Below are 19,405 nucleotides of genomic sequence, written 5' to 3'. Positions count from 1 at the left end.
CCTATGCGTTTGAAGTAGCTTTTTGTTCAGATTTAGGTGCTGCTTGTTCTGCAACTTTAGCATCTGGCTTTGCTGCAGCAGGTTGTTGCGCACCTTGAGGTGCAGCAGCCTGAGGTTGATACGGTTTGGCTACAACTTGTTGTTCTGGCTTAACTTTCGCAATACCGTCAACAATCACTTTATCGCCAGTATTCAAGCCTTGAGTCACGATCCAATTCGAACCTTGTGTACCAACAGTGGTTACAGGACGAGATTCAACAGCACCTTTTGCATTCACAATCATTGCCATTGCTTGACCTGTAGGGGTACGTGTAATAGCAGCTTGTGGAATCAGGTAAGCATTTGGAATCACACCTTGAACGATGCGAGCATTGGTAAACATACCCGGAAGTAATAAATGATTCGGGTTAGAAAAAACAGCACGAAGTGTAACCGTACCTGTATCTGGGTTTACACTCGCATCAGAAAATGCAAGACGACCTTCAATTGGGTATTCGCTACCATCTTCAAGACGTAATTTCACTTTGGTGTTATTACTGCTGTCCAAGTTGCCTTGGCTTAACTGTTGGCGTAGACGAAGAAGTTCAGCACTTGATTGGTTAATGTCAACGTACATTGGATCAAGACGTTGAATTGTGACTAATGGATCAGCCTGAGATGCAGTAACTAATGCACCCGCTGTCACTGTTGAACGGTTAGTTTGACCCGAAATTGGCGCACGTACAGTTGAATAACCTAAGTTAATTTCTGCATTTTTAAGTTCTGCCTGAGATGCAGCAACGTCTGCTTCAGCCAGTTTTACTTGCGCAACAATATCGTCATATTCTTGTTTTGAAATCGCATTTGAGCCAACAAGCTGACGGTAACGACCTTCTTTAACACGTAACACGTTTAGGTTTGCTTGTTGACGTGTTAAAGCAGCACGAGCACTGTCAGCTGAAGCACGGTTTGTACGCGAGTCGATCTCGTACAAGGCTTGTCCTTCGCGAACATAACTGCCTTCTGCAAATAGACGTTTCAGTACTACACCACTGGTTTGTGGACGTACTTCTGAAATTTCATAGGCAGATGTACGGCCTGAAAGTTCAACAGATTGTTCAACGCTTTGCGGTTGGGCAACAATGACACCGACTTCAGTTGGTGGCATTTGCTGTGCAGCAGCAGCTTGCTGTGCATCTTTAGGATCTTTGCTACAACCAACAAGTGCAATACTTGTTGCCAATGCGCAAGCAGTCAGGGCGGGAGCCCAAAGCTTTGCAGACATCATTGTTCCACCTCAATTAGATATTTATCTAAATTATTCATTTGTTTACGCTTTACTGATTTTGATGTAACTCAAATAAAGTAGCGCGATCCAAATAAAACTTATGCTCCAACCGGATAAGACATCTGTCGGAAAATGAACCCCAACATATACTCGCGAAACACCCATACACAGCATCCATAACAATGCCAAAATGGTGATCAAGCGATGTTGAGCATGTTGTCGGCAAATCAAGATCATCAGACACGCAAGCGATGCAGCATAACAACTATGCGCGCTTGGAAATGAACTCCCGTAAGATGCTACAAGATGGTACATTTCTGGGGGACGTGGTCTGGTAAACGTAAATTTAAGCAACCATGCAAGGCCGATACTTCCAAAGATCCCTATACTGATAAAAACAATCTCTGTATATTTTTTATACCACGCAAAGTGTAAACACCATAGCGTGGTGAAAAATAATACAAAAGGCATGCCGCCTAGCGCGGAAAGTCCGATGGCAATTTGATTAAAAACAGCAATACGGTGCTGATTCATCCATTCCACGATACTTAAATCTAATAGATTTAAATAGCTAGAATAAAGCGACAACACACTGATAATTAATGCAAAAAAACCAACAAACAGTAGCGTTCGTGGCATATTTTATTCCTTGTCATTTTAACCGGTTTGAGCTCGGTTAATTAATGGACTAAAGTGTACTCATCAGTACACTTTATTTCAAGTATGTGTAAATCATACTGATTTTATTTTTTGTGTTCATTTACATCTTACTAAAATAAAACACAAATCTGCTAATGATTGTTCTTACTGGCTTGTGTGCCATCTTCAACTTCAAGTGGGGTTTTCGGTGGCCAGAAAAAATCACTTGGTCGCGTTAGAAAATGAGTCATCACCAGTTTAGCCAGTGGTTTCCATTGTTCAAATCTTACGCGACGTGCCCGTAGTGCCACAATAATGGTTAACGTGAAACTGACGAATAAGTTAGTCAGACCGATCAGAATAACCCCTAAGAATGACACAATGATTAAGCCAATGTCTGGTGAACCATTAATATTGATGAGGCCTTGAATGAAGTTGGCCGAGGCGAAGGCGATATGGCGAATATCTAAAGGTAAACCAAAAATAAATCCAATCGTTCCCATACTGCCCAGCATGATCCCGAATAAGAAGTTACCTGCTAAAGCACCTAAGTTTCGCTCAATGTAAGCGGCAAGCTTATCCAGTCTCTCTTGACCCATGATGCGTTTTAACTTTGGATGTGCTTGAATCCGTGGTCCAACTTTGCGATAGATCGCCATGTTGTCAAAGTATCCAGCAAGCAAACCTGATAAAAACAAACATACCCCAGCAATCGCAGCATGTGGCACAGCCAATGAGGTAAATGGATTGAGGTCGTGTAAGGTTTTAGCTGCTTTTGCATGATTCATTAATGGCTCATGTAAAGCCATGTCCCAACTTAAGGCGATCAATGCTGCAACTGGAATCGCAATACTGATGTTGCCTAAGATTGCAATAAACTGGGTTCGAATGATGTTAATAATCAGCGCGGCAAGCTCGGCAATCTGCGCCATTTTCGAGCCTTTACGATGCTGAACCGTCGAGGCAAGGGCGGCAGCTGTCATCGCAGGCTGTTTAGTGGCAACAGTAAAATGTAAGACATGAATCAGCATAAATCCGAAAGAGTAGTTCAGACTATATGAAATGGCTTGCATGAGCGGTGCCATGCTGACACGGGCCATCAGCACTTTTAAAGTTGCCATACATGCAATGATCACACCGGCACCTGCCGCAGATCGGTACATGCTCATAAAGCCTTGTTTGTCCGTACTTACATAGTGTTCGCCAGTTTTACTTGCGTTTTCGGTGACTTGTAGGGCAACCAATTCACTATTGGTGGCGAGCAAATCGCGCACACTGCGCTCGCTATAAATCGCTGACGTCACATCACTGAGTAAACTACCCATAGACACATAGCGGACATCATCTTCTTCAACAATCAGGTTGAGTAAGATTTCTAAGCGATCTAAACACTGTTCTAAAAGCGACAATAAGTAAGTCAGGCTGACACTTACACCAATTCGTTTGGTCGCACGCCGAATCTTCAGCACCACATCACGACATTGTTCCAGCATTACCAACGCTTGAGAAGCATCTGGCGGTAGCACAGCACTCATTTCTTCAGCACTTTGATGGAGCTTTTTATACTGCTGAATAAAATCGTTTATTTCGCGGTTTTGCACCAAAAAAGGTGATTCATATTCGGTCAGTTCAGGCTGTGCATTAATAAATTCAGGATATAAGCCAATACCACTTACCCGATAGGACAAAACGGTAATGGCTTTAATTAACTCACGGCGAATTTTCTTTTTTTCTTCCTGATTGCTATGACCTTGGTTAAACAGTCGAAATAGCTGCATCCATTGCTGATCATCAATACTGTCCAGCCAATATTTGTCGCTATGACGATAAAAAACTCGACGGACTAAATCTTGTAATTGAGTTTCGTCATTGATCACAGGAAGAAAATGTGCGCCAAGCCGTTGGAACAGTTGTCCCCAAAAACCATCGAGAGACAAAATACCCGTGTCCGCATATAAACTGGTTTGTTTATATCGGCTAATGAGTTTTAGGACAAAACTTTGCAGGGTAGAGGCTGCATCTGGCGTGATGAGTAAAGCTTGGATGAAAGCCTGAAATTTTTTCTTAATTTCGTCGGTATTTTTTGTATCTTCTGGTCGAATTCGGTTGACCAATTCGATAAGCAAGTTTTCATCCAGCACAGCCCGAGGGGTATCGAGCTGTTGCTGCATGGTCAAAAAGATATCATTGAGTTTTATATGCATAGGCAAGTGGGATTACGATGAATATTGTTAATTATTGAATTCGGTGTAATGCCAAGTTTGCGAGGTTGATTAAAGCTTGACGATATTCAGTATCTGGTAGCGCTGCTAAAGCGGCTAGTGCTGCCTCAGTTTCTTCAGTCGCTCGTTGGCTACAATAATCAAGTGCCCCAGAGCTTTGTACAATCTGAATAACACGCTCTAAATCTGCCGTACCACCTGTGGCAATACTGCGGCGAATAATGTCATGTTCTTCGCCAGTGGTATTCTTTAAGGCAGAGATTAAAGGTAAAGTTGGTTTACCTTCCATCAAATCATCACCAATATTTTTACCTAATGTTTCAGCATCTGAGGTGTAATCTAAAATATCGTCAATAATTTGAAAGGCATTTCCAAAGTGTCCGGCAAATTTTCTAAGCGGTTCACGGTACTCTGGTGTACCAGTCAGAATCGCTGCACCTTCGGTAGCGAGCTCAAATAAACGTGATGTTTTACCGTGAATAATATCTAAATAGGTTTGTTCAGTAGTTTCAGGTTGGTGCTGTGATTGAAGTTGTAAAACTTCACCTTCAGCAATTTCACAGGTACCCGTTGAAAAGTCTTTGAGTAATACTTTGCTGTCTAGATCCACCAATAAATCAAAAGCGCGAGAAATCAAAAAATCACCCACAAGTACGGCAGTTTGATTATTCCATGTCGCATTTGCTGTTGGGCGGCCACGGCGTAAACCCGATTCATCGACTACGTCGTCATGTACCAAGGTCGCGGTATGCAGCATTTCAATAATTGCTGCAAGTTTACGGTGTTTTTCTAAATCTTCTGCGCCACAAGCCTTTGCTGCAAGTAAGCACATAATGGGACGCATGCGTTTACCGCCTGCTTCGACTACATGTTTACTGACTGCCATGACCAAGGCAACTTTAGACGTGATCCCTTCATTAATAAATTTGTCCATCGCAGCAAAGTCAGTAGCAACAGGCGCGAGAATATCTTGCTTAAAGTCGATGGTCATATGAAGAGAAACCTCAATAATTTTTGAATTACAGACGTAGTGTAGCAATTTGTTATATGAATAACAGATAAGAACTTACTCAATTGACTTAATCTTAAGTGATTTTTTTCATCAAGCGGAAGTATTGTACTTATTTTTTAACAGACTTTTATCTTTAGCATGTTGTTTGAACAGCATGTTGTTGATGTCAGTCCAGTGTATATTAGCGAATTGTTGCTAAAAATCTATGTCAAACCTTGCCAAACGCATGATAAGTGAAATAGAGCACTCATTTTAATGGTTTTAATGACACTGTTTATATAATAAACGCATACTCATCTAATATTTTACGGAAATGACTTGTTGTTTTTTGGGTTATCCCTTAAAATCTTTGCCTTTGCGAAACCCCAGTGACGATCGTTTTAAGATCGGTATATCCCTTTACCGGCACGACAACACGGGCATGTTTGGAGTACTTAAATGTACGCAGTAATCCAAAGCGGTGGTAAACAACACCGTGTAGTTGAGGGTGAAACCCTTAAAGTAGAATTATTGAAAGCTGAAACTGGCTCAACTGTTACTTTTGATGACGTGTTGATGCTTGTTAACGGTGACAGCATTCAAATTGGTGCACCAGTAGTAGCTGGCGCTAAAGTAACTGCTGAAGTAGTTAGCCATGGTCGTCACGACAAAATCCGCATCATCAAAATGCGTCGTCGTAAACACTATCGTAAACAACAAGGTCACCGTCAATGGTTCACTGAGTTGAAAATTACAGCTATTTCAGGCTAATTACGAGGAGTAAGTAGACATGGCAACTAAAAAAGCCGGTGGTTCGACTAAAAACGGTCGTGACTCGAACCCAAAAATGTTGGGTGTTAAAATCTACGGCGGTCAATCTGTGACTGCTGGTAACATCATCGTTCGTCAACGTGGTACTGAATTCCACGCTGGTGTAAATGTAGGTATGGGCCGTGACCATACTTTATTTGCAACTGCTGACGGCGTTGTAAAATTCGAAGTGAAAGGCCAATTCGGTCGTCGCTACGTATCTGTTGAAGCGTAAGCTTGAATAGAAAAAGACCCGCATTTTTTGCGGGTTTTTTTTTGTCTGAATAAAATTTGAGGTATTTTTTAGATTGTTACAAATGATGTACAAATCAATAAATTAACCATAAATAGTGATTTAAATCACAAAACATAAAGAGCGTAATAGAGGAGTACAAATACAAAAAAAGGATAGGGACATGAATAAAATATTGAATACAGTTTTTATCGGTGCTGACTATCAGAAAAGGAATTGTCCTGATAAAAGCCAACAAATTGCATTTGAAAAGACACTAGGACTTGGTGAAATAACTTCAATCGCTATTAAAGCTGTACCAAAATTACTTGCTGTGATTATTTTACTTTCTCTAGGTTCAATTGCATGGGCCGGTGGGAGTGGCTCGTCATATCCTGAGCATACTTGTAATCGTTGCAATAGTGGTATTCCTGGTCCAGTAGGGCCAATGGGTCCTCAAGGTCCTGCTGGTGATAAAGGTGATACCGGAGCAACAGGTGCAACCGGAGCTAAAGGTGACAAAGGTGATACTGGAGCAACAGGCGCTACAGGTGCAACCGGAGCTAAGGGTGACAAAGGCGATACAGGAGCAACTGGCGCTACAGGTGCTACTGGTAAAGATGGACTCAATGGCCGAGACGGCATCGATGGTAAGGATGGTTTAAACGGTCTGAATGGCGTCAATGGTTTAGATGGTGCAAGTGCTTATCAAGTTGCGGTGAGCCATGGTTATGAAGGCAATGAGGACCAATGGCTAGAAAGTCTACATGGTGTAGTTGGCGCACAAGGGCTAACAGGTGAAAATGGTTTCAGTGCGTATGAACTTGCGATAAAAAATGGATTTGTCGGTACTGAAGTTGAATGGTTGTTGAGCTTAAAAGAAACAGATCCGTACATTAAAATTCAATCAAACGTTGCCAATACAGCACCTAAACCAACTGCGAATGGACAAGATGCGATTGCAGTTGGTGCAGGTAATAAAGCTGATGGTAATCAGTCTATTGCCCTCGGTGTAAACAATACAGTCAGTGGTGATGGATCTGGTGCATTAGGTACCAATAATACAGTTACTGGTAATAATACCTATGTGGTTGGTAACAATATCAACACCTCTGCAAATAATGCTGTTGTACTTGGCAATGGTTCAAGCTCTGACCGCAATAATACGGTTTCCGTTGGCTCGGCTGGTGCAGAGCGGCAAATTATCCATGTGGCAGCTGGTACGGCAGACACCGATGCGGTAAACGTGAAACAAATGCGTCAAGCAGATCTAGAAGTGTTAAATAGTTCAAAAGCATATACAGATCAGCATGGGGCAAATGTACTCAACCAAGCCAATAGTTATACCAATCAACGTGTGAATGAATTGAACCATAATTTCAATAAATTTAAAGATAATGTTTACGGTGCTGTTGCTTCAAGTATTGCAATCGCCTCCTTACCTCAACCCACAGATGCTGGATACAACATGTTTAGCGTAGGTATGGGGACTTGGGAAGGTTCACAAGGCTATGCAGTTGGTTTCAGTGGAGTGACTGAAAGCAATAAATATGTGTATAAATTGGCTGCAACAGGGAACTCTGAAGGTGACTTTGGCGCTGGTGCATCGATCGGTTGGCAATGGAAATAACTCAATATTGGATTATTAAAATTGCTAAATCATGGTTTAATTATTTGAAAGGCATTTGAGTCAAATTAAGTGCCTTTTTATTTTATATTTCTCCATCATGATGAATAAAAAACAGCAATTTGCATTAATAACCATACAAAACTTCTTATTTTCTCTAAATTTAGTCAATGAAAGTGGTTTAAGATGGAGCCATCTAACAAATTGCGTTGATGCAAATATAAAAGGTGAATCTATGAAAATGCTTCGTAAAACCATCTGTGCTATGGCATTAGGTGCAGCGACACTGGCACCGGTTATGAGTACGACAGTATTCGCGGCACCAGTTGCAGCGTCGGAGCAGCAGGCAACTGCCAATTTGGTGAAACAATTATCGGGTATTAAAAGTTTTACTGCTAACTTTCAGCAAACTACAAAAGTGACCAACCCGAAAGCTACTCAAAAGAAAGGTTTAAGTGCGCAGCATATGAACCAAACTTTTACTGGGGTCATGAAAGTTCAGCGCCCGGGTAAATTCTATTGGGAAACAACCAGCCCATCTAAGCAAACCATTGCGACCACAGGTAAAACAGTTTGGATATATGATCCAGACCTACAACAAGCGGTACGCCAAAGCTTAGATGACCAAATTGCGAATACACCTGCATTATTATTGTCAGGTAATACGGCTCAAATCATGAAGTCTTATCGTATTACACAGCCGAATAAGACCAAAACTTACTACACTTTATATCCAAAAAGTGATGATGGTGTGTTTCAAAGCTTAACTATTAGTTTTGGTGCGAGAAATGCGCCGACTTTAATGATTCTCCAAGACTCATTAGGTCAAACAACCCATGTACGTTTCAATAATGTGAAGGTGAATGCGTCTATTCCAGCATCAACCTTTAATTTTGTACCTCCAAAAGGTACGGACATTATTGATCAATAATTCTCATAATCGAAAAAAGCAGACATCGGTCTGCTTTTTTTATGGAGAAATGTAAAGCCAGCAAGCTGAATATAAGAGAAATTTAGTAGTATGCTGATATTCACAGTTTGCTTAAATGAAGTGACTTGTGGTTTTGACTGTTGCTATAGGGAATTTTGGGATGAAAAAAAATCATATGAATAATATAGCTTGGGCTGTTTCAGCTGTGGTTTTAATCGGGTCATTAACGGCCTGCCATCCTCGAAATGAACCTGTTGAAGGTGAAACAACGGAACAGAAGCCAGCGGTCGTCGCTGATGCGATTCCACTTATTCAATCTAAATCAGTTGCGATGCAATTACCAAAAGCTCAAGCTTGCGATGCGGAAGGTTGTACCCAATATAGGATTCAAACAGTTGAAACCAATGTTGATTGGATTAATCAATATTTTACTGATCGGATTAAAAAAGCAGACCCGATTGCATTTTCAACTGAGCCGAATCAAAAAATCGATTTATCGGACAAGACGGATGCAGGCCTAAGTCAAAGTACCACTTCTGTTCGATATATTAGTCAGTGGGGACATATCGCAACTTTTGCAATCGAAAGCTATACCTACGCAGCGCATGCGGCTCATGGTATGTCTCATGTTGAATATGTCAATTTTGATTTAAAAGCCAAAAAACGTTTGGCTTTACAAGATGTCTTGGTCAAAGGTGCAGATGCGAAAGTGATTAGCGCACTTTTTGATGCCAACTATATGTGGTTAGATAGTCATGATATTGAACGTTCAAAACTTCAGTTAAGCGATAATTTTTATTATGGTGCGAACGGGATTGTATTTGCTTATCCACTGTATGAATTGGCGAGTTATGCAGAGGGCATGCCTGAGCTAAAACTTCCATATTTTACGGCTAAAGGACTATTTAAACCTGAATATTTACCAAGTTTGCCAAATTACGACACCAAATAAGACAATTTGAAGCAAGATTATTGGTCTAATAAGGGGCAGCTGTAAGCTCGGTCACTGTATTTTTGAGTGTTAAGAGCTTACACTATAGCCAGTTTTTTTCTTTACTTAAGATTGGCTATGATCGACCCGAAATTACTCAGAAATAATATTGAGGCTGTAAACTTAGCCTTAGCAAAACGTGGTGTTCAACTTAACGTAGCAGAGTGGGCAGACCTTGAAGCTCGCCGTAAGGAAATTCAGTCTAAAACTGAGTCGTTACAAGCTGAACGTAATGCTGGTGCAAAACAAGTTGGTCAAATTAAAAAAGCTGGCGGTGATGCATCTGAAATCATGGCACGTATGTCTGCTATTGGTGATGAAATTAAAGCCGCAGAAGTTGCACTTTCTGAGCTTCAGGCTGAACTTGAAGCCAAATCTTTATCGATTCCAAATTTACCTCATGAGTCTGTGCCAGAAGGTAAAGACGAAAATGACAATGTTGAAGTTTTAAAATGGGGTACACCACGTCAGTTTGATTTTGAGATCAAAGACCATACTGACTTGGGTGAAATGATGGGCGGTTTAGAATTTGAAACCGCAACCAAATTGACAGGTACTCGTTTTAGCGTACTCAAAGGCCCATTGGCGCGTTTACAACGTGCAATTACTCAATTTATGTTAAATACACATACCTTGGAAAATGGCTATACAGAAGCGTATGTACCTTATTTAGTTAATGCAGATTCTTTACGTGGTACAGGCCAATTGCCTAAATTTGAAGAGGATTTATTCAAACTTCAAGGCGAAAAAGAATACTACCTGATCCCGACTGCAGAAGTGCCTGTAACCAACTTCGTGCGTGATGAAATCATTGATCCAGAACGTCTACCTTTAAAATATGCAGCGCATACGCCATGTTTCCGTAGTGAAGCGGGTTCGTATGGCCGTGATACACGTGGTTTGATCCGTCAACACCAATTTGACAAAGTAGAAATGGTTCAGATTGTAAAACCTGAAACTTCGATGGATGCTTTGGAAGAATTAACGGGTCATGCCGAAGGTATTCTTCAAGCATTAGGCTTACCATACCGTAAAGTCGTTCTGTGTGGCGGAGACATGGGCTTTGGTGCAATCAAAACTTATGATTTAGAAGTTTGGGTGCCAAGTCAAAATACCTACCGTGAAATTTCATCTTGCTCATGCATGGGTGACTTCCAAGCACGTCGCATGAAAGCACGTTACCGTACTGACCAAAAGAAAACTGAGTTTGTACACACGCTAAATGGTTCAGGTTTGGCAGTTGGTCGTACTTTACTTGCCGTGATGGAAAACTATCAACGTGCAGACGGTTCAATTGAAATTCCAGCAGTACTTCGTCCATATATGGGCGGTGCTGAATTTATCGATTAATAGTCGATAAAGTGCATACATTTGTGCACAAAAATTGCTTAAGACAATCAGATTTAAACTATTGAGGTCGTGTGTGGATATCTTTCCAATCTCTTTGAAGTTGCAGCAGCAACCTTGTCTGATTGTTGGTGGTGGTCGAATTGCATATAGAAAGGCTGTGCTGCTTGCAAAAGCGGGCGCTCAGCTGACAGTTTGCTCACCCGAAATTGAAGATGATTTATTGACCTTGGTTAATAAAACCCAAGGTCAATATCTCAACTCGATTTATCACGAATCGGTTTATCGAGAAAATGCCATTGCGCTGCGTCAGTTTCGTTTAGTGATTGCAGCAACCAATGACAAAGCAGTCAATCAGGCGGTATTTGAAGCCTGCGAAGCTGAAAATGTCTTGGTCAATAGTGTTGATGATCCGCCGCATTGCCGTTTTATGGTTCCTGCGATCATTGACCGTTCTCCGCTGGTCATCTCTGTTGCATCTAATGGCACATCGCCAGTGCTTTCACGCCAAATCCGCACCCAGTTAGAAAGCTCGATTCCGCATGGCATGGGCAAACTGGCTGAGTTCTCAGGCCAATGGCGCGCAGCCGTTAAAGCCAAAATCGTCAATCCAGATGAACGCCGTATTTTTTGGGAAGACTTGTATGCAAGCCCGCTCAAAGAGCAGGTATTTAATGACAATTTGACTGAAGCCAATCGTTTGATTGAACAGGCCTTATTGGAATGGAAACAGCCGAAAGGTGAGGTGTATTTGGTGGGTGCAGGGCCGGGTGATCCTGAACTGCTGACCTTAAAAGCCCTGCGTTTAATGCAGCAAGCGGATGTGGTGATCTATGACCGTTTGGTTTCTCAGCCGATTATGGATCTCTGCCGCCGTGACGCTGAAAAAATCTATGTAGGTAAAGCAAGATCCAATCATGCTGTTCCGCAAGAAGGCATCAATGCCTTACTGGTAAAATACGCAAGTGAAGGCAAACGCGTTTGCCGCTTAAAAGGTGGAGATCCGTTCATCTTTGGCCGCGGCGGTGAAGAAATTCAGGAACTCTTTGCGGCAGGCGTTGCCTTCCAAGTCGTTCCGGGAATTACTGCTGCCTCTGGATGTTCGGCTTATGCAGGGATTCCTTTAACGCATCGTGATTATGCGCAAAGTGTACGCTTCTTGACAGGACATCTCAAAGAAGGTTCACCGGAGCTACCTTGGAATGAGTTGGTTTATCAAAATCAAACGCTCGTGCTGTATATGGGCTTGGTCGGTCTAGAAAAAATTTGTGAGAAACTCATCGCGCATGGGCAGCGTCCGGATATGCCAGTTGCATTGGTATCGAAAGGCACAACCCCAGAGCAAAAAGTCGTGGTCGGTACATTGGCAGATATTGCATCTAAAGTCAGTGAATACCAAATTCAGGCGCCTACATTGACGATTATTGGTGATGTGGTGAGTCTGCGTGAACAACTTCAATGGCTGGATTGATGGATGGCCTATTATTTTGCTGGCTATTATTTGTTGCGGCTTAAACAACATGCATTATTGAACAGGGCTAATCAATTTATTCGTACTTGCAGTTCTTGCATTAATGATCATTTGATTAGCGATTGGTCTTATTCATGCGTTAAAAATGCTCATTTTAAAATAGAAGATGTACAAAGCAAGTTTAATTTGTCTAATTTGCAATTGAGTAACTTGCGGAAGTGGGCTGATCAACATAGTTTGCAAGATCAGGTTGGTTGGATCAGCCTCTTTTACGATATTGAAACTGCTTTAGAATATAAGCATAAATTCTTTGAGCATTGTCAAAACGTTCACTTATTATCAATGTATATTGATGAAGAATATAGACAGGATATTCTTGAAATTTATAAACCTGCTTTTCCTAATATAGGAGAGGTCGGCCTTTATTCATGTTTGAAGAAGGTAATTGTTGAACCTGAAGATACTAATGAATTACTTTTAGGCTATGACTATATTGGCATAGAACCTTGTGGAGATTTTCACAGTTTTCATTGTCACCATCTTGCAGATAGGCTTTGTGAGAAATTCAATTTAGACCTTAACTACAATAATTTATTTGATGATTCTTCAAGGCAGTCTGAAATTGAAGATTTTCTAAATGATGAATCGTCAGGACTTGAAGCAGTCCCATGGGGGATTGCAAAAGTGAAGTTGGTCAAATCTTGGTAAATATGTATTTATCAAATAATTTAATATAGAGAATATACGTGATACATGTTGTTTTATACGAGCCAGAAATTCCTGCAAATACAGGGAATATCATTCGTTTATGTGCCAATACTGGAGCGCAGTTGCATTTGGTCAAACCATTAGGTTTTGAGCTGGATGATAAAAAACTCCGCCGCGCCGGTTTGGATTATCATGAATGGGCACACATGAAAGTATGGGAAAACTTTGAAGAATGCCTTGCGGGCTTAAAAGCGCAAGGTATTGAGATGGATGCCATTTATCCATTAACCACCAAAGGTTTTGAAACACCGCATACCTCTAATTTAAATCGTCCTGTAGCATTGTTAATGGGGCCAGAAACACGTGGTTTGCCGGAAGATGTCCGTATGATGTTCCCAAAAGAACATTGGATTCGCCTGCCGATGGCACCAAATTCGCGTAGTTTAAACTTGTCTAATGCTACTGCTGTGATTTTATATGAAGCTTGGCGTCAGCAAGACTTTAAAGAATTGGTCTAAGTGTGATCTGTTCAAAAAGCCGCTCTATCGAGCGGTTTTTTATTGGGAGTGAACACAGTGAACCGTTTACAGCAATGAAGTTTTGTAAAATAAGGGCTTAAAAACTTCAGCATCAATATAAAAATGTGTATAAGAACACTGTGAAGAAATAAAACGGGTACTTAAAACTTGAAATCTATAAATTTAAAAGCTTTTGGTGTCGTGATTGCGACCGGATTCATTTCATCAATGAGTTGGGCTAATCCAACCGTATCGAACACAACAGAACAGACACCAGTGACCGTCACTGCAACTACAGAAAATGTTCCAGTTGTACCGAAGGTTGAGGTGATCAAGCCTTTTACTAAGGCTGAAATCCAGCAGGGCATGCTGGAAATGCAGCAAAGACAAAATCAGCGTATTGAGGAATGGGGAAAAACACTAAAAGCCGACGATTTTGAACGTTCATGGTATGGTGGTCGTCAATTGAAAAAGTCCAAGCGTCAGGAAGTTTGCGGGATCTATCAGGGTTTAGTGAATGAAACCTATGCGTTGGCACAAAAAAATAAAGCAAGATTGAGTCAAGCGGATCAAAAACAAATATCAGACCGCAATCAATTTATTCAAAGCTTAGGTTATGAAAATAATATCGTTGATACCAAGATGGGTTTTAATTGCCGCTTAAAATAAGTGATTTTTATCACTGCTTTGATTTATGTGAATGATCCATGTCCTTGATGTAAAAAATAAAGGACATGGAAAAGCTCGAGATACCTCATGAATTAATCAATTAAATTAAAGTCACTCAGTTCTGTTTGTAGATGTTTTGGATTATTTGCAAACAGCAGTTGACCACTGGTGTATAACCAACCCAATTGACCTTGCTGCTGAAGACGTTTCAGTAAGACGTCGTTAAATGTCGACGTTGCAAAGACAGTTTCACTAAAGACTTTAAACTCACCGACATTAGTGTTTTCGCTGTCTTTCATAAACAGCATGCCGTTTTTGGTGGTTGAACTCATATCTAAAGCACGGCTGACTAAGCGGTAACCGTCTTTAGCTTGCTCATCGATCATCTCCTGTAATTTTATGCTGCGCTCTACACTATTGCTGCCGGTTGGGTAAGTTTTATAGCGATAGCTGTAAGTGCCATGGTGTGCGCTGCTATTTATACAGGTTGCAACTTTAGGACTATTTTGTTTGCCGTTCAGAATTTCAGGACGAAAACCTGTGTAATAGCTTTTGAATTGAATAATACGGCAGCCTTGGGCACCCAGTGTATTGAGCATAGTTTCCAGTTGCACTGGGTCTACGAGCGGGGAAACATAGCCGCTGTCGTAAGTATATGTCGCGGTATCATTTTCCTTCTTAATAAAATAATCTTTGAAATTCAGGGCATTGGTTGGTCTGACGCTATGCAGGTATTGATAGCCTGATTTGCCTTTTTCATTTAACTGATTACGCCATGTAAAATATATGTCAGCGATAGAGGGTGCTGTACGGTCTGCAACAATATGATTGAAACGCGTATTTTCATTGGCAAGTTTCATGTAGCTATTAACATTACCATTGTCCAAAGTTTTAGAATCATAGCCAATTAACTTATAACCACTTTGTCCCATTGTATTGAGCTGAGTTAAGAAGTTTACTGTGTCGGTGGTATTAATAAAATTCTCAGACTTAAAGTCCGCAGCTGTGATTTTGGTTTTCGGTTTTAAATTGGTGAAGAATTCATTGGAATTTTTTGTATAGCAGCGGCTGTCCTTGAGTGGGTCAGTAATTAGTCCGCGTTGCATGATGATATAGCTTGGATTTGAAATCGTCGCGTTAATTACACAGAAAGAATTATTATTTAAAAAAGTTAAGACACGGTTGCTCGTCGCGCCACCTCTGACTGGTTGAAACTTAATCGAATGATATTCAAAGTTATTTAGTGTTGCAGCCGGCTGTATTTCACTTATAACCATGTCATGAAGTAATTGATAGCGTTTGGAAACAAATTCACCGCTGCAAGTTTTACTTGAACTATTGTGTACCGCATATTTTAGTTCTTCGTTCACTGCACTGACTGAGTTTTCACTGGTTTTATGAATTGAAATTTGTGGTAAATCGCAATTATTGTTACCGAGGGCAGAATTCCCTTGAATCCATTCTCCTGTGAATTTATCCGCTACAGTTGTTGGCGTTGGCGTTGGCGTTGGCGTTGGCGTTGGCGTTGGCGTTGGTGTTGGTGTAGGTGTAGGTGTAGGTGTAGGTGTAGGTGTCGCGCCACCATCATTGGAGCTTGATCCACCACAGCCCACCAATGTCGTAAATACAGCAGCGATAATGCTGATTTTGTGATTATTATTCATGACTAGTGCTCAATAGAGTGAAGTTGTTATGTACGGCTGATGCAGTTGTATAAACTTTTAAAATCTAGATTTATTGCACAAGGTGTGACTCAATCCAGCCATTGCCATGTTCTGTAGTGACTTCTATCAAACCTGTTTTAGTCATGTTTCCCGCAAAAATAATGTCTGCATTTTTTGACAGTTTATTAATGACTTGGCTCGACTTATCGGCAGTTTGATAAAGCGGTAGATTATTAATTTTAGGTCTGAGTTGCTGTCCCATGCTGAAACCATTTGCAGCATAATTTGAGTTAGTCGTGGCCCGACTGCCTGTCCATTCTTTTGCGGTATTCGATACTTCTTTGGATGTTTCATTAAATTGATTCAGCGTATTTCTTAAATCACGCATGGTATCGGCAAAACCTGCATATACTGGTATTGAAGCTAAAGACAGACTGCTAACGATGACTAAATGACGAATTTTCATGAAATTTCTCCTTTACTTTGTTATGTCATTCCGCGTGATATTTGACGGATTCATAACATTCGCGGTGTTTAAATAATTATAAAATGCGAAAATTTAGCATTTTTAAAATAGATCATTTATACTTCACTTGTAAAGAGGGTGGAGTGGTGAAAATGAATGTAGAAAGCCAGAGTGAACATCTAAAGCAAAGTAAAAATTGGTATCAGTCCTTACCGACGGAATGGCAAAATTGGTTGAATGAAAATATTGAAAATGGTTGCGATGTACAGAAAATAAGTCTAATTTTACAATCACATGGATTAAGCCCAAGGGCGGATCAATACTTATTTTCTGATGCAGACCAACTTTCAGAACAGCTGCAAAATGAACTTTTGGACTACAGTCTTGAGGGCTTAGAGACAGATGAAATTTTAGAAAAAATTAAGCAAAAAAATATTTCAAATCATTTGATCATTCAGTTTTTAAAGCGTGTAAACAATAACGTAATTTTTAAAAAACTGAAGCAAGTACAGCAACAGCAGAATAAACAGCGTTGGCTATTACAGGTGATGGGTCAATTGAATCAATTGAACGACCACATTCCATCCACAATCGATTGCATAGAAACACCTGATTTTGAAACATTTATAGAGCGGTATTATAGCCAGATGCGACCAGTCATTTTAAAAGGTGGGATACAACATTGGCCTGCACTGCATAAATGGAGTCCTGATTATTTTGCACAGCATTTTGAAAATGAGTTGGTTGAAGTCCAGATGCATCGTGAGCAGCATCAAGATTTTGAAAAAAAATCGGTACAATTGAAACGTATTATTTTGATGCAAGATTTTGTCGCACAAATTAAAGCCACTAAGCACAGCAATGACATTTATTTAACTGCGAATAACGCCGCTCAAAATAAGCAATTTATGCAAAATATTAGTGAAGATCTAGGTGACTTCGCCAAAGCTTATTGTCAAAAAGAGATCAAAAATCGACATTTTTTATGGTTTGGCCCTGCAGGCACATTTACACCACTGCATTATGACTTAACCAATAATATGTTGGCACAAATCTATGGACGTAAAAAAGTGACTTTGATTCCTGCATGGCAAATGCCGTATATGTATAACGATCAGTGGGTATTTAGTGAAGTTACAGATTTAAAAAAGGCTAATTTTTCTCAATATCCATCGTTGAAAAAGGTCAGACCTATTGAGTGTACATTGAATCCAGGAGAAACCTTATTTATCCCAATTGGCTGGTGGCATAGCGTTGAAAGTTTGGATATATCGATCAGCGTGTCGTTTACGCACTTTAATGTAAAGAATGATTTTTTTACTGAATACCCTCAAGATCTCATCAGATAAAAATTGTGTAGTAGAAAGAATAATGCGAAAATTTCACTTATGCAGTCTAATTTTCATGGCAATTCAATGAGCAAACTTCTCACCAATGAGGCAGATCAAAATTTACAGCAAGTATTGGTGCTGATGAATGAGTTGAGCCAATGGTTGATACGATCAGGTGTTGGATATACTGAGTTTACTGCTGCATTGAAGCCTATATTTTTTCAACAAGCTGTACAAGAGTTGGAGCGTATCGATCAAAAACCGACGATTTCCGCGATTAGTTTACTTTCTGGCTTACACCGTAAAGACGTGACTGCTTATAAAGAAGTGATTTCTGAAGGTAAGGATTTGACCGAAGCGACTGTTTCGGAGCCGATTAGTGTGCCATCACGTGTGATGGGTTTGTGGCTTGCAGAAGGCTGGGGGGATTCATTGCCCTTCAGCAGTGAGTCGGAAAATAGTTTTGAAATGTTAGTGAAACGAATCTCCACCGAGCGCCATCCACGTTCGGTACTCAATGAACTTGTTCGTTTGGAAATTGCCACTGAAAAGGATGGGCAGGTGTATTTACAACAACGTCGTTTTATTCCTGATCCTTCGCAGTTAGAAGCACGTAAAATTTTAACGCGAAATGTTCAAGCGCATTTAGAAGCGGGTTTGCATAATTTATTGAATCCTGATGAAATACCTTATTTAGAACAAGCCATTTGTGCTGACGAATTAACAGAAGAATCGATTAATAAATTACATGAAATGAGCTTAGAGCTTTGGCAGAAATACTCACTACAACTTTTAAAACTTGCCGCGGAGTGTTGCGAAATGGATGAGGGAAATCCTGAAGCAAATCGTGTATTTCGCTTTGGAGTTTATCAACATGATACGAAAATTAAACTTTAAGACTTTAACCCTTTGTGGCTTGATCAGCGTTTTAGCGGGTTGTGACATAGAGTTTTTTCGAAGTGGTGGGGTTACAATTGAAGGTACAGGTGATCCAATCATTGATATCGGTCATGCAGGGGATGGCCGCGGAACAATTATCTTGGGGACACGATATTTAGAGTTTTCAGCTTCCGTGCAGGATTCTTGTTATGGCGTGGAACGTAAATTAGCCTTCCTCAATCCATTTGATCGTCAGTCGATTGACACAAAAACGTATGTAGAAATACCTGCTGCCCAAGCGGATCTTAATTCGCAAAATGTTCAATTGATCTTAAAAAATACCAATAGCGTACCAGTCACCATTCATTTGCAATGTGATATGCCATTAACCATGCAATTATTCGAGCAGGTTAGACCATATTTTCCAAAACAAGTATGTGATACACCTATAGATATCAAACTCTATCCACAACAACAGCATATATTTGAAGCAGCTGTAAATTTAGAGACTGTTGAAGATGGTATATGGTCACACGGTGATGGAGCATCGGTTGAATTAAAAGGCAATACACCAGACAAGTGTGAAGAAATTTCAATTCAATTTCAGCAATCTAGAAAAGCCATACAACCTTAATTGGTATA

The 19,405-nt window shown here is 40.4% G+C and carries 19 protein-coding genes; 13 read left to right on the top strand and 6 right to left on the bottom strand.

Annotated elements, in window-relative coordinates:
- Position 1 precedes the first annotated feature (1 nt).
- From FTU22_RS07865 to sdsA, 4 genes are all read right to left on the bottom strand, one after another.
- On the bottom strand, positions 2–1,267 hold the full coding sequence (locus tag FTU22_RS07865; RefSeq protein WP_180093783.1) for an efflux RND transporter periplasmic adaptor subunit: 1,266 nt from the start codon (positions 1,265–1,267) through the stop codon (positions 2–4).
- Positions 1,268–1,309: 42 nt separating this feature from the next.
- Positions 1,310–1,906: a phosphatase PAP2 family protein gene (locus tag FTU22_RS07860; protein ID WP_180093781.1), complete on the bottom strand. Its 597-nt coding sequence runs from the start codon at positions 1,904–1,906 to the stop codon at positions 1,310–1,312.
- Between the two features lie 152 nt (positions 1,907–2,058).
- Complete coding sequence (locus FTU22_RS07855) at positions 2,059–4,110, bottom strand: site-specific recombinase (protein WP_180093870.1); 2,052 nt, start codon at positions 4,108–4,110, stop codon at positions 2,059–2,061.
- 31 nt (positions 4,111–4,141) lie between these two features.
- Entirely contained in the window at positions 4,142–5,119 is a 978-nt protein-coding gene (sdsA, locus tag FTU22_RS07850) for an All-trans-nonaprenyl-diphosphate synthase (RefSeq protein ID WP_078191391.1), read from the bottom strand.
- 459 nt (positions 5,120–5,578) lie between these two features.
- Between sdsA and rplU the strand changes: the two genes are divergently transcribed.
- The 10 genes from rplU to FTU22_RS07795 all read left to right on the top strand — a co-directional run bounded on the left by rplU (position 5,579) and on the right by FTU22_RS07795 (position 14,423).
- The gene (gene rplU / locus FTU22_RS07845; RefSeq protein ID WP_078191390.1) at positions 5,579–5,890 is read left to right on the top strand and encodes a 50S ribosomal protein L21; all 312 of its coding nucleotides are present in this window, start codon (positions 5,579–5,581) and stop codon (positions 5,888–5,890) included.
- A 19-nt stretch (positions 5,891–5,909) separates the two neighbouring features.
- A complete protein-coding gene (gene rpmA, locus FTU22_RS07840) occupies positions 5,910–6,164 on the top strand; it encodes a 50S ribosomal protein L27 (protein WP_067764378.1) in 255 nt (84 codons plus the stop codon).
- 181 nt (positions 6,165–6,345) lie between these two features.
- Positions 6,346–7,791 carry a YadA-like family protein gene (locus FTU22_RS07830; RefSeq protein WP_257225846.1) on the top strand — a complete coding sequence of 482 codons (1,446 nt, stop codon included), beginning with the start codon at positions 6,346–6,348 and terminating at the stop codon, positions 7,789–7,791.
- A 232-nt stretch (positions 7,792–8,023) separates the two neighbouring features.
- Positions 8,024–8,719 (top strand): outer membrane lipoprotein chaperone LolA, encoded by a 696-nt coding sequence (gene lolA / locus FTU22_RS07825; RefSeq protein WP_180093779.1) that lies wholly within the window; start codon positions 8,024–8,026, stop codon positions 8,717–8,719.
- A 160-nt stretch (positions 8,720–8,879) separates the two neighbouring features.
- Entirely contained in the window at positions 8,880–9,671 is a 792-nt protein-coding gene (locus tag FTU22_RS07820) for an RsiV family protein (RefSeq protein ID WP_180093777.1), read from the top strand.
- A 117-nt stretch (positions 9,672–9,788) separates the two neighbouring features.
- On the top strand, positions 9,789–11,060 hold the full coding sequence (serS, locus tag FTU22_RS07815) for a serine--tRNA ligase (RefSeq protein ID WP_078192204.1): 1,272 nt from the start codon (positions 9,789–9,791) through the stop codon (positions 11,058–11,060).
- A gap of 73 nt (positions 11,061–11,133) precedes the next feature.
- On the top strand, positions 11,134–12,528 hold the full coding sequence (cysG, locus tag FTU22_RS07810) for a siroheme synthase CysG (protein WP_180093775.1): 1,395 nt from the start codon (positions 11,134–11,136) through the stop codon (positions 12,526–12,528).
- A gap of 3 nt (positions 12,529–12,531) precedes the next feature.
- On the top strand, positions 12,532–13,236 hold the full coding sequence (locus FTU22_RS07805) for a hypothetical protein (protein WP_111885294.1): 705 nt from the start codon (positions 12,532–12,534) through the stop codon (positions 13,234–13,236).
- Positions 13,237–13,274: 38 nt separating this feature from the next.
- The gene (locus tag FTU22_RS07800; protein ID WP_111885295.1) at positions 13,275–13,754 is read left to right on the top strand and encodes a tRNA (cytidine(34)-2'-O)-methyltransferase; all 480 of its coding nucleotides are present in this window, start codon (positions 13,275–13,277) and stop codon (positions 13,752–13,754) included.
- Between the two features lie 168 nt (positions 13,755–13,922).
- Positions 13,923–14,423, top strand: coding sequence for a hypothetical protein (locus tag FTU22_RS07795; RefSeq protein WP_078192201.1), 501 nt, complete (start codon positions 13,923–13,925; stop codon positions 14,421–14,423).
- A 92-nt stretch (positions 14,424–14,515) separates the two neighbouring features.
- Here the strand turns inward: FTU22_RS07795 and FTU22_RS07790 are convergent, their stop codons facing one another.
- Complete coding sequence (locus FTU22_RS07790) at positions 14,516–16,087, bottom strand: PT dipeptide repeat lipoprotein (protein WP_180093773.1); 1,572 nt, start codon at positions 16,085–16,087, stop codon at positions 14,516–14,518.
- Positions 16,088–16,157: 70 nt separating this feature from the next.
- Positions 16,158–16,553 carry a hypothetical protein gene (locus FTU22_RS07785; protein WP_078192198.1) on the bottom strand — a complete coding sequence of 132 codons (396 nt, stop codon included), beginning with the start codon at positions 16,551–16,553 and terminating at the stop codon, positions 16,158–16,160.
- Positions 16,554–16,705: 152 nt separating this feature from the next.
- Between FTU22_RS07785 and FTU22_RS07780 the strand changes: the two genes are divergently transcribed.
- The 3 genes from FTU22_RS07780 to FTU22_RS07770 all read left to right on the top strand — a co-directional run bounded on the left by FTU22_RS07780 (position 16,706) and on the right by FTU22_RS07770 (position 19,397).
- Complete coding sequence (locus FTU22_RS07780; protein WP_180093771.1) at positions 16,706–17,902, top strand: cupin-like domain-containing protein; 1,197 nt, start codon at positions 16,706–16,708, stop codon at positions 17,900–17,902.
- Positions 17,903–17,968: 66 nt separating this feature from the next.
- Positions 17,969–18,781: a DUF6502 family protein gene (locus FTU22_RS07775; protein ID WP_180093769.1), complete on the top strand. Its 813-nt coding sequence runs from the start codon at positions 17,969–17,971 to the stop codon at positions 18,779–18,781.
- On the top strand, positions 18,759–19,397 hold the full coding sequence (locus tag FTU22_RS07770) for a hypothetical protein (protein WP_078192196.1): 639 nt from the start codon (positions 18,759–18,761) through the stop codon (positions 19,395–19,397). The genes FTU22_RS07775 and FTU22_RS07770 overlap by 23 nt, the downstream gene beginning before the upstream one ends.
- Positions 19,398–19,405 lie beyond the last annotated feature (8 nt).

Origin of the sequence: Acinetobacter sp. YH12076, assembly GCF_013419525.1 — a bacterium.
GTDB classification, from domain to species: domain Bacteria; phylum Pseudomonadota; class Gammaproteobacteria; order Pseudomonadales; family Moraxellaceae; genus Acinetobacter; species Acinetobacter amyesii.
This window is presented reverse-complemented; position numbering and strand designations above follow the sequence as displayed.

Coding starts and splice junctions, on each gene's coding strand:
- FTU22_RS07790 (WP_180093773.1), bottom strand. CDS start 16,087: ATGAATAATAATCACAAAATCAGCATTATCGCTGCTGTATTTACGACA.
- FTU22_RS07865 (WP_180093783.1), bottom strand. CDS start 1,267: ATGATGTCTGCAAAGCTTTGGGCTCCCGCCCTGACTGCTTGCGCATTG.
- FTU22_RS07785 (WP_078192198.1), bottom strand. CDS start 16,553: ATGAAAATTCGTCATTTAGTCATCGTTAGCAGTCTGTCTTTAGCTTCA.
- rplU (WP_078191390.1), top strand. CDS start 5,579: ATGTACGCAGTAATCCAAAGCGGTGGTAAACAACACCGTGTAGTTGAG.
- sdsA (WP_078191391.1), bottom strand. CDS start 5,119: ATGACCATCGACTTTAAGCAAGATATTCTCGCGCCTGTTGCTACTGAC.
- FTU22_RS07780 (WP_180093771.1), top strand. CDS start 16,706: ATGAATGTAGAAAGCCAGAGTGAACATCTAAAGCAAAGTAAAAATTGG.
- serS (WP_078192204.1), top strand. CDS start 9,789: ATGATCGACCCGAAATTACTCAGAAATAATATTGAGGCTGTAAACTTA.
- FTU22_RS07855 (WP_180093870.1), bottom strand. CDS start 4,110: ATGCATATAAAACTCAATGATATCTTTTTGACCATGCAGCAACAGCTC.
- rpmA (WP_067764378.1), top strand. CDS start 5,910: ATGGCAACTAAAAAAGCCGGTGGTTCGACTAAAAACGGTCGTGACTCG.
- FTU22_RS07830 (WP_257225846.1), top strand. CDS start 6,346: ATGAATAAAATATTGAATACAGTTTTTATCGGTGCTGACTATCAGAAA.
- FTU22_RS07860 (WP_180093781.1), bottom strand. CDS start 1,906: ATGCCACGAACGCTACTGTTTGTTGGTTTTTTTGCATTAATTATCAGT.
- FTU22_RS07820 (WP_180093777.1), top strand. CDS start 8,880: ATGAAAAAAAATCATATGAATAATATAGCTTGGGCTGTTTCAGCTGTG.
- FTU22_RS07770 (WP_078192196.1), top strand. CDS start 18,759: ATGATACGAAAATTAAACTTTAAGACTTTAACCCTTTGTGGCTTGATC.
- FTU22_RS07775 (WP_180093769.1), top strand. CDS start 17,969: ATGAGCAAACTTCTCACCAATGAGGCAGATCAAAATTTACAGCAAGTA.
- lolA (WP_180093779.1), top strand. CDS start 8,024: ATGAAAATGCTTCGTAAAACCATCTGTGCTATGGCATTAGGTGCAGCG.
- FTU22_RS07805 (WP_111885294.1), top strand. CDS start 12,532: ATGGCCTATTATTTTGCTGGCTATTATTTGTTGCGGCTTAAACAACAT.